This is a genomic window from Streptomyces sp. URMC 127 (assembly GCF_051386535.1).
Classification (GTDB): domain Bacteria; phylum Actinomycetota; class Actinomycetes; order Streptomycetales; family Streptomycetaceae; genus Streptomyces.
In genome coordinates this window covers 1-9,406 of sequence record NZ_JBPQTW010000249.1, presented here as the reverse complement: position 1 = coordinate 9,406, position 9,406 = coordinate 1, and the positions used below count along the sequence as shown (strand labels likewise).

Annotated in this window: 8 protein-coding genes; 2 read left to right on the top strand and 6 right to left on the bottom strand. The window is 72.7% G+C overall.

The annotated features are described in order from the left end of the window. The 6 genes from ACSNOH_RS30680 to ACSNOH_RS30655 all read right to left on the bottom strand — a co-directional run. On the bottom strand, positions 1-481 hold a 481-nt coding region (locus ACSNOH_RS30680; RefSeq protein ID WP_436724716.1), incomplete at its 3' end, for a DsbA family oxidoreductase. Positions 482-554: 73 nt separating this feature from the next. After that, a complete protein-coding gene (locus ACSNOH_RS30675; RefSeq protein WP_436724715.1) occupies positions 555-2,114 on the bottom strand; it encodes a S1 family peptidase in 1,560 nt (519 codons plus the stop codon). A 60-nt stretch (positions 2,115-2,174) separates the two neighbouring features. Continuing rightward, on the bottom strand, positions 2,175-2,654 hold the full coding sequence (locus tag ACSNOH_RS30670; protein ID WP_436724714.1) for a hypothetical protein: 480 nt from the start codon (positions 2,652-2,654) through the stop codon (positions 2,175-2,177). 98 nt (positions 2,655-2,752) lie between these two features. Continuing rightward, positions 2,753-4,507 carry an NAD+ synthase gene (locus ACSNOH_RS30665; protein ID WP_436724713.1) on the bottom strand — a complete coding sequence of 585 codons (1,755 nt, stop codon included), beginning with the start codon at positions 4,505-4,507 and terminating at the stop codon, positions 2,753-2,755. 71 nt (positions 4,508-4,578) lie between these two features. After that, positions 4,579-6,162 carry a multicopper oxidase family protein gene (locus tag ACSNOH_RS30660; protein ID WP_436724712.1) on the bottom strand — a complete coding sequence of 528 codons (1,584 nt, stop codon included), beginning with the start codon at positions 6,160-6,162 and terminating at the stop codon, positions 4,579-4,581. A gap of 62 nt (positions 6,163-6,224) precedes the next feature. Next, the gene (locus tag ACSNOH_RS30655) at positions 6,225-6,662 is read right to left on the bottom strand and encodes a DUF6153 family protein (protein WP_436724711.1); all 438 of its coding nucleotides are present in this window, start codon (positions 6,660-6,662) and stop codon (positions 6,225-6,227) included. Between the two features lie 104 nt (positions 6,663-6,766). On the opposite strand from ACSNOH_RS30655, the gene ACSNOH_RS30650 reads away from it, so the two are divergent. Further along, positions 6,767-8,248 (top strand): APC family permease, encoded by a 1,482-nt coding sequence (locus ACSNOH_RS30650; RefSeq protein WP_436724710.1) that lies wholly within the window; start codon positions 6,767-6,769, stop codon positions 8,246-8,248. Between the two features lie 103 nt (positions 8,249-8,351). Beyond that, entirely contained in the window at positions 8,352-9,239 is an 888-nt protein-coding gene (locus tag ACSNOH_RS30645) for an alpha/beta fold hydrolase (RefSeq protein ID WP_436724717.1), read from the top strand. Positions 9,240-9,406 lie beyond the last annotated feature (167 nt).

Below are 9,406 nucleotides of genomic sequence, written 5' to 3'. Positions count from 1 at the left end.
GCAGGTCGTCGCCGTCCAGGAAGGCGGCGACGGGGTCGCGGTCGAGGCCCACGGTGACCGCGGCGTCCGTGAGGTGCTCGCGGTCCCCGATGTCGAGGCCCTCGCCGAAGTGGGCCTCCAGCAGGCGGCCCTTCAGCCGGGCCTGGGCGTCGGGCCCGTACTCCTCCAGGACGAAGCGGAGGAGCCGGTGGGCGAGGAGGGAGTTGTTCTCCACGACGGTGTCGAAGTCGAACGTGAGCCCCTCGGCCGCCCCCAGCCGCGTGATGTGGTCGTCCATGGCGACGGACTGCGGCCCGTACTTGGCGGCCAGCACCTCGCGGTGGGGGAGCGGCTCTTCGGGGGCGTGCGGGTCGAGCTGGAAGGGCCGGTAAACGACCTCGACATCGCCCGCCCCGGGGAACGCGGCCAGCGCCTGCTCGAAGCGGCGCTTGCCGACGTGGCACCACGGGCAGGCGATGTCGCTGTAGATCTCGACCTTCACGGCAGACTCACTCCATCAGCGTTGCTTGAATAATCAAACAATGCTAACGCGCGAGCGGGGCGGCCGCGGCGGCTCAGCCGACGAGCTGGATCTCGTTGTGGGTGCCGGAGGCGTCCACGTCGGCGTAGTAGCTGAGGTTGCCGTCGGCCCAGCGGGCCAGGAGGTCCTCCTGCTTGCCACCCCCGAAGGAACCGGCCACCAGCGGCTGCGCGTACTTCCAGGCCGAGCCCTCGGGGCGCAGGGCGATGCTGTCGCGGAAGCCGCGGGCGTCGAAGCCGGGGAAGAGGTCGGTCTTGCCGTTCTTCAGGCGCACGACCAGGTCGTTCGCCTTCTGGCCGGTGAACCGGCCGGAGGTGATCTGGGCACCTTCCCGGGCCTTGTCGGCACGGGTCAGCTGGATCTCCTTGGAGATGCCGTTGTCGGAGGTGCCGGGATACATCGAGGTGGAGCCGTCGGCCCACAGGACGACCAGGTCGTCCCGCCGGTCCGGGTCGGTGTGACTGCCGGCCGCGATGGACCGGGCGTTCTTCCAGCTGTCGCGGTAGGCGAGGGTCTTCTCGCGGGCGAAGCCGAACTCGTTGACCGCTTCGAAGGTCGAGAGCTTGCCGCTCTTCCAGCGGACGGCGACCCCGTCCGTGCTGTTGAAGCCCACGCCGATGGAGGTGACGGCCTCCGCGTCCTTCCAGTAGCTCCCCGCGGCCGCGAGCTTGTGCTCCTTCCAGACCGGCAGCTTGGGGTCGGCCTGGCCGGAGCCCTCGAAGAGGCTGGCCGAGCCGTCGGCCCAGACGACGAACAGGTCCGAGCGCTCGTTGTCGTTCGTTGCGACGAAGTGACCGGGAACGACCTGGACGGCGTCCTTCCAGTTCACCCGGGGGAGGACGGTGCGGGCGGCGACGGCCTTGATCCACCCCGCGATGTCGTCCACCCGGGTCTCGGACGCGGTCCGGCGCTTCTCCGACTCGTCAGCGCCGAAGCAACCGGCCTGGCCGGAGGTGCTGTGGACGCCGTACAGCACGCGGAACGTGCTGACCCGGTCGAAGAGGGGGCCGCCCGTGTCGCCCTGGCACACGGCGGCGTCCGGGGACTCGCCCGTGAGGCGCAGCGTGGTGGCGTCGACCGAGTCGACGTTGAAGCGGGCGGCGTGCAGGCGGTCCGGAACCCACTCGTCCTTGGTCCGGCCGTAACCGGCTGCCCACAGGCCGTCGCCCTTCCGGGAGGGGATGGTCGAGATCCCGTCGACGGGCTTGACGCCGGTGACCGGCTGCGCCAGCCGCGCCATGACCAGGTCGCGGTCCTCGCGCGGGACGAGCTCGACGACGTCCACGACCGTGCCCTCACGGCCGATGGTGGCGGTCGTCTTCCACTTCGGCGCGCCGGGGGCGGTCTTGAAGCCCTTGGCCGGGTCGTCGGCGAAGCAGCTGGCGGCGGTGATCAGCCACTCCTGCTGGACGAGCGTGGCGGAGCAGCTGCGTGCGCCTTCGTTGATGTCGAGCTTCGCCGTGAAGGCGTACTCGCCGTCGGCGACGGGCTCGCCGGCGACGGCGTGCGCCGGGGCGCCGGTCAGGAGCGTCGCCGTGGCGGCGGACGCGAGGATGCCCGTCATCCACGCGGCGCGCGGACGTGCGGAAGCCATGGTGATGTTCCCCCTGGAACTGAAGCTGTGCGAAGGGAAAGGGCCGGCGAAGGAGCGGCGTCAGACCTGCAGGGCCATGAGTGTGGCGGGCTCGCCCCAGGCGGACTCGCCCACGGCCTTGAAGTCGTTCGCGGGCACGTTGACCATGCCGGTGGGGCCGCCGACGGACGCCCACGTGCCGTACTTGCCGGCCGCGATGCCGATGACGTCGGGGATCTCCAGGGAGAGGTAGCCCTTCTTGCCGTTGCCGGTGACCTTGAAGCAGATCCGGCCCTGGTTGATCTCGTCGCGCTGCTTCGTGTAGACGGTGATGTCGGCGGGGCCGGCCTTGCAGTCGGTGAGCAGGATGTGCCCGTCACCGCTGTTGAGCCGGATGCCCCGCTCCTTGAGGATCTTCGCCGCGCCCGGGTACTCGAAGGTCTCCACGGCGCTGGGCAGGGTGGTGTCGTCACCCGCCGCGATGCCGGGCGCGGCAGCGCCCAGGACGACGGCCGCGGCGCCGGCGCCGGCGATCAGAATGGTGCGTGCACGGGAAAGCATGCGAAATCCCCCCGGTTTCGGAAAAGTCAGGCCTGCAAATTACCACGCAGAACGATCTTTCCTGTCCGGATTCCGGACGGTTGTGAGCGGCTTCGCCGTTACCCCGTCTCGCGCCACCGATTGGTGATCGGCAACCGCCGGTCCTTCCCGAACCCCTTGGCCGAGATCTTCGTGCCCGGCGGGTACTGGCGCCGCTTGTACTCCGCCGTGTCCACCATCCGCAGGACCCGCGTGACCAGCTCCGCGTCGAAGCCCTCGGCGACGATCTCCGCGTGGCCCCGGTCGCGGTCGACGTACAGCTCCAGGATCCGGTCGAGGAGCTCGTAGTCGGGCAGGGAGTCGGTGTCCACCTGGCCCGGGCGCAGTTCGGCGCTCGGCGGCTTGGTGATGGAGTTCTCGGGGATGGGCGGGGTCTCGCCGCGGGATGCGGCGTCCGCGTTGCGCCACTTGGCGAGGCGGAAGATCCAGGTCTTGTAGACGTCCTTGATGGGCCCGTACGCGCCGACCGAGTCGCCGTAGAGCGTCGAGTAGCCGCACGCGAGCTCGGACTTGTTGCCCGGCGCGAGGACGATGTGGCCCTCCTGGTTGGAGATCGCCATCAGCATCGTGCCGCGCAGCCGCGACTGCAGGTTCTCCTCGGCGAGGCCGGTCAGGCTCAGCGCCCCCATGTACGCGTCGAACATCGGCGCGATCGGGACGGTGCGGAAGTTGAGCCCGGTGCGGCGGGCGAGCTCCTCGGCGTCGGCGAGGGAGTGCTCGGAGGAGTAGCGCGACGGCATCGCCACGCCGTACACGTTCTCCGCGCCGACCGCGTCGCACGCGATCGCGGCGACGAGCGCGGAGTCGATGCCGCCGGACAGGCCGATCAGCACGCTGCGGAAGCCGTTCTTGACGACGTACGCGCGCAGGCCCGTGACCAGCGCCCGGTAGACCTCGGCGTCGTCGCTCAGGTGCGGCGCCGCGCCGCCCGGCGTCTCCGGCTCGTACGCGGGGAGGGGGTCGGCGGACAGCGTGACGTGGTCGATGCGCAGCCCGTCGGCCACGACCCCGGACGGCGCCGCGGAGGCGGCGGCCGGCAGGTCGAGGTCGAGCAGGACGCAGCCCTCCTCGAACTGCGGGGCCCGCGCGATCACCCCGCCGTCGCGGTCGACGACGATCGTGTCGCCGTCGAAGACCAGCTCGTCCTGGCCGCCGGTCATGGCCAGGTACGCCGTCGTGCACCCGGCCTCCTGGGCGCGCTTGCGCACCAGCTCCAGGCGGGTGTCGTCCTTCTCCCGCTCGTACGGGGAGGCGTTGACCGACAGCAGCAGCCCGGCGCCCGCCGCGCGCGCCGCGGGCACCCGGCCGCCCTCCTGCCACAGGTCCTCGCAGATCGCCAGGGCCACGTCCACGCCGTGCACCCGGATCACCGGCATGGTGTCGCCGGGCACGAAGTACCGGAACTCGTCGAAGACGCCGTAGTTCGGCAGGTGGTGCTTGGCGAAGGACAGCGCGACCGCGCCGCGGTGCAGCACGGCCGCGGCGTTGCGCGGGGCGCCCGCGGGGCGGCCCAGGCGCGGCCGCGCCTCCTCGCTGCGGTCCAGGTAGCCGACGAGCACCGGCAGCTCGCCGAGGCCCTCGGCGGCCAGCCGCCCGGCGAGGGCGTCCAGCGCCGCGCGCGACGCCTCGACGAAGGAGGGCCGCAGGGCCAGGTCCTCGACCGGGTAGCCGGTCAGCGCCATCTCGGGGAACGCCACCAGATGGGCGCCCTGCCCGGCCGCGTGCCGGGTCCAGTGCAGGATCGACTCGGCGTTCCCGGCGAGATCGCCGACGCAGGAGTCGATCTGGTTCAGAGCGAGGCGAAGTTGAGGCACGCCGCCCAGAGTACTCGTCTATCTGACGCGATCTCTGAGCGGCGAGTTGCGTCGTTCACGGTCGTGCCTGACTACTTCCGGTAGCCGAGCAGCGTCATCATCCCCGACTCCGCGTGGTAGACGTTGTGGCAGTGGAGCATCCACAGGCCCGGGTTGTCCGCGTCGAAGTCCACGTCCAGCCGCTTGCCCGGCAGCACGATCGCCGTGTCCTTGCGCGCGCCCCCGCCCCCGCCCGCCAGGGCGAACGTGTGGCCGTGCAGGTGCATCGGGTGCCACATCGTCGTCGCGTTGACGAACGAGAGCCGCACGCGCTCGCCCGCGGCCACGGGGAGCCGCCGTGAGGGGGCGTACTTCTCCCCGTTGATCGCCCAGTCGTACTTCGCCATCGACCCGGTCAGCCGGAGCGTGATCGTGCGGTCGGGCGAGCGGTCCCGTAGGCGTACGGCCTCGCCCGCCCTGAGCCGGCCGGCCGTCAGCAGCTTCCCCTCCAGCTCCCGCGGGCGCACCGACGCGCCGGGGGCCGCGCCGCCGCCCGTGCGCAGCAGCGCCAGCGCGGCCTCCTTCTTGCCCTCCGCCAGCGCCGTCAGCGGGAAGACCCCGTCCTTCGCCTCGACGAGCACGTCGTAGCGCTCGCCCATGCCCAGCAGCAGGGCGTCCGTCTCCGCGTGCTCGACGGGGAAGCCGTCCGTGTGGGTGACCGTCATCGTGTGACCGCCGAGGGCCACGCGGAAGGCGGTGTCCCCGCCCGCGTTGACGAAACGGATGCGGATCCGGTCGCCGGGCTTCGCCGCGAACGTCTCGGGGTCGGCCGGCGCGCGCCCGTTGACCAGGTAGTGGGGGTAGGCGACGTCGCCCGCGTCCCCGCCGAGGAGGGGGCTGGTGGCGCCCATGAGCATGCGGGAGGGCGGCTTTTCCGCCTCGGCGGCCGTCTTCATGGACATGTGATGCATGCCGCCGTGGTCCATGCCGCCCATGTCGTGGTCCATGCCCTTGGCCAGCTCGGCCAGCACCGCGTCCGGCGTGCTGCCGTCCACCCCGTCGACCCAGTCGTCGAGGACGACGACCCACTCCTTGTCGTACTGCAGCGGCTCCCTGGGGTCCTCCACGATCAGCGGCGCGTACAGCCCGCGGTCCTGCTGGACGCCGGAGTGCGGGTGGAACCAGTACGTGCCGGGGTGCGTGACCGCGAAGCGGTAGTCGAAGGACGCGCCCGCCTGCACGGGGCGCTGGGTGACGCCGGGAACGCCGTCCATGTCGTTGCGCAGCGCGAGCCCGTGCCAGTGCATGGACGTGGGCTCGGGCAGGTGGTTGGCGAGGGTGAGGGCCAGGGTGTCGCCCGCGGTGACACGGACCTCCTTGCCGGGCAGGCGGTCGCCGTAGGCCCAGGTGCTGACCGTACGGCCGCCCAGGTCGATCTGTGCGCGGGTCGCGGTCAGCCGGACGCTGCGGACCGGGCCGCTCCCGCGCTTCGCCTCGGCCGCGGCGACTTCCGCGCCGTCCGGCGTGACGAAGGCGGCGGGCGCGGCCGACGGGGAGGAGGAGCCGCCCGCGCCGTCGGAGCAGGCGGCGAGCAGGCCGCTGCCGGCGGCGGCGAGCCCGGCGCCGAGGACGGAGCGGCGGGTGGGCGTGCGGTGCGTGCGGGTGTGCGTACGCATGGGTGAGTGCACCTCTGAGGGGTCGCTGAAGCAGGGGTAGGGACGCGTGAGGACGCGTGCTCCTACACCCGCAGCACCGACAGCCGCGCGAGGGACTTGTGCCGCGGAGGCGGCGGGATCGGCCACAGGGCCCGCAGCAGCAGCGCCCGGGCCGCGGCCGGAGCGGCGGCACGGCGGCGCAGCGCCGCGGTGACCAGCAGCAGGACGAGGGCCAGGAGGGCGGCGCCGAGGACGGCCAGGCAGACCGACATGGGATCCATGCCGGGGGAGGACAGCGGGTCGTCGGCGGTGGGGCCGGGGGAGTGCACTTGCTGCGCGTGCGTGGGCTGCGCGTGCATCCCCGCCGCCGTATGCGTACCGGCCTGGTGCCCCGTACCCGCCGCATGCCCGGTCGGATGGCCCAGCGTGTGCATCGTGACGATGCCCAGCAGCAGGGCGGAGAGCAGCAGCAGACGCCCGCACCACGCGGCCGCCGTCGGCTCCTGTCCCTCCCCGGTCACCCTCGCACCCTACCCCCTCGGGGTATGCCCGCTCCACGGGTGCGGAAATGGGATGATGGGGTGAAAACGCTTGACGCACGGCCCTGAAGGACGCTCTCCCTCCCATGACCACCACGGAACAGGTGAGGGACGACCGTCCCGTCGCCGTCCCCGCCCCGCCGAAGACCGCGCAGTCTTCACAGCCTTCGCAGCCCCAGTTCATCTCGTGGGTCACCCTCGCGATGATGACCACCGCCTCCGTGGCCAACCTGCGGCCCGCGCCGTCCATGGCGCTCTACGGACTCGCCGCCGTCTTCCTCTACCTCCTCCCGGCCGTCGTCTTCCTGCTGCCGACCGCCCTGGTCTCCGCCGAGCTCGCCTCGGGCTGGACCGGCGGCATCTACCGCTGGGTCAGCGAGGGCCTCTCCAAGCCGCTGGGCTTCCTGGCCGTGTGGTGCCAGTTCGCGATGACCATCGCCTACTACCCGAGCCTGCTGGCGTACGTGGCGAGCACCTTCGCGTACGTCGTCGACCCGCGGCTCGCCGGCAACGGCCTCTACGTCGCCGTCGTCATCGTCGTCGTCTACTGGGCGGGCGTGCTCATCTCCTCGCGCGGCACGAAGGCCGTGGCCGGTCTGTCGAGCATCGGACTCGTCGTCGGCACGCTGATCCCCGGCGTCGTCCTCGTCGTCCTCGGCCTGGTCTTCCTCGGCCAGGGCAACGCCTCCGCCGCGCCCATGGACAGCGGGCACCTGCTGCCGCCGTGGACCGGCCTCGCCAGCCTCGTGCTGATCGTCGGCAACTTCCTGTCGTACGCGGGCATGGAGATGAACGGCGTCCACGTTTCGTCGCTGCGCGAGCCCGGCAAGCAGTTCCCGCGCTCGGTGTTCGCGGCCACCGGCCTCGTCCTGCTGATCTTCATCCTGCCGGCGCTGGCCATCAGCTGGGTCATGCCGGGCGAGGACCTCAGCCTCACCGCGGGCGTGATGCAGGCCTTCCAGGGCTTCTTCGACCACTTCCACGTGGGCTGGCTGACCAAGGTCGTCGGCGTGCTGCTCGTCGCGGCGGCGCTCGGCGGCATGCTCGCCTGGCTGGCCGGGCCCTCCAAGGGCCTGCTGATGGTCGCCCGGCAGGAGGGCTACCTGCCGCCCGCGCTGCAGAAGCTCAACAAGAACGGCGTCCAGCGCAACATCATGGTCGCCCAGGGCGCGCTCACCACCGTCATCGCGCTCCTCTACGCGTTCATCCCGGACGTCTCCAGCGCGTACTGGATCTTCTCCGTGATCACCACGCAGATCTATCTCGTCGTCTACCTGCTGATGTTCGCCGCCGCCGTGCGCCTGCGGCGCACCCAGCCCGAGCGGCCGCGCGGCTTCCGGGTGCCCGCGCTGGGCCTCGTCGCGGGCACCGGGTTCGCGGCCTCGCTCGCCGCCATGTGCATCGGCTTCGTCCCGCCCGAGCAGTTCGGCGGCGGGCCGCTGTGGCGCTACCTGCTCACCGTCGGCGGCGGGCTGCTCGTGCTCGGGTTCCTCGCGCCGCTGGCCTTCCTGAAGTTCCGCAAGCCCCACTGGGTGGCGCCGGAGCACCGGGAGAAGCCCGTCCGTTAGCTTGTCGGAGAGCGACGAGGGGGAGCCCATGATCAGCGCGAACGGCGGCAGCGGCGTGAACGGCGCCAACGGCGCCAACGGCGCCCAGGGCGTCAACGGCACGATGCGGCCGCCGGCCCGGCCGGGCACGGAGCGGCCGCCGGGGCGCATGCTCCGCGTCGGCGGCGTGCCGCTGCACGTGCTGTGCGAGGGCTCCGGGCCGGTGTGCGTGCTCAGCCCCGGGCTCGGCATGGGCTGGTTCGACTGGGAGCCCGTCGTGCCGCTGCTCACCCCGCACCGCACCGTCGTCCGCTTCGACCGGCCCGGGCTCGGCTTCAGCGCCCCGCCCGTCGAGCCGCCGACCGCCTGCGGCGAGGCCGACCGGATAGCCGGTGTGCTCGACGCGCTGGGGCTGCGCGAGCCCGCCACGGTCGTCGGCCACTCCCTGGCCGGCTTCCACGCGGAGGCGTTCGCCCGGCTGCACCCGCAGCGCACGGCCGGCATCGTCCTCGTCGACAGCAGCGTCGAGGAGGACGCCCGGCCCGTTCCCGCCCGCCGGCTGCGCACCACCGCCGCGCACGCCCGTGGCGCGGTGGTCTCCGCGGCGGGGCTGCCGCGGGCGTTCGGGCCGGCCCTGCGGCGGCTCACCGTCCGCGCCTCGTCCGTCGGCCGGAAGGACCCGGCCCCCGCGGACCTCGTACGGCGCACGTACGGCACGGGGCGGGTGGTACGGGCCCTGCTGATGGAGAACGCCCGCTACCGCGACGTGGCCGCCGAACTGGACGCCCTGCGCGAGAGCCGCCCCATGCCGCCCGTGCCGGTGAGCGTGCTGGCCGCCTCCCCCGGCACGGGGTCCTGGCTGGAGCGGCGCTGGCTGGAACGGCAGCGGGCGCTCGCCGAGCGGCTCGACGGCCGCTTCGAGGCGGTGGCCCCGGCGGGGCACCTCCTGATGTACGACCGGCCGCAGGCGGTCGCGGCGGCGATCCTCTCTACGGGCCTCGCGGGGCGCTGATCCCTGCGGGTTGCTCCGGCGGCTCGGGGTGGTCCGGGTGGTCCGGCACCGCCGGTCACCACCGCGGTGGCTGATCGCCGCCGCGGCGGCAGAATGTCCCCTGGCCCGCCCCTTCACCACTTCCCGGGGGCAAGCCCCCGGCCCCCCCCGGGCCCCGGCCCGGGAGG